Consider the following 630-nt stretch of genomic DNA (forward strand, 5'->3'; position numbering starts at 1 on the left):
GGCGATAGCCGAGCGCCTTGCCGCTTCGCGCTATCTGGCCGACGACAGCCTGGCCACCGCGATCTTCCTCGCGATCCGCCTGGGCAAGCCGCTGTTGCTCGAAGGCGCGCCGGGCGTCGGCAAGACCGAGGCCGCGAAGGCGGTCGCCGAACTGCTTGGACGCGAGTTGGTGCGCCTGCAATGCTACGAAGGCATCGACGCCGGACATGCGCTCTACGAATGGAACTACCAGCGCCAGCTGCTTGCCATCCGCCACGCCGGCGAGCACGAGATCGACATCTATGACGACCGTTTCCTGATCGCCCGGCCGCTGCTGCAGGTGCTGCGGGCGCCGGAGCACCGCGTGCTTCTGGTCGACGAGATCGACCGCTCGGACCACGAGTTCGAAGCGCTGCTGCTCGAATTCCTCTCCGACTTCCAGATCAGCATCCCGGAACGCGGCACGATCCGCGCGGCAAAGCAGCCCATCGTCATCCTGACCTCGAACCGCACCCGCGAGCTTGCCGAGGCGCTGCGCCGACGCTGCGTCTACCACTGGATCGGCTACCCCGACGCCCAACGCGAGGCCGAGATCATCATGATGCGCGCGGGCCACGTCGCCGAGGCGACAGCGCGCGCGGTGGCGAATGC

At 67.8% G+C, this 630-nt stretch carries 1 protein-coding gene; it reads left to right on the top strand.

Features of this window, described 5'->3' with window-relative positions; genetic code table 11:
• Nucleotides 1–630: MoxR family ATPase (locus EOD07_RS36650; protein ID WP_245470642.1), on the top strand; the 630-nt coding region annotated here is incomplete at both ends.

This window comes from Mesorhizobium sp. M2C.T.Ca.TU.002.02.1.1, assembly GCF_003997225.1.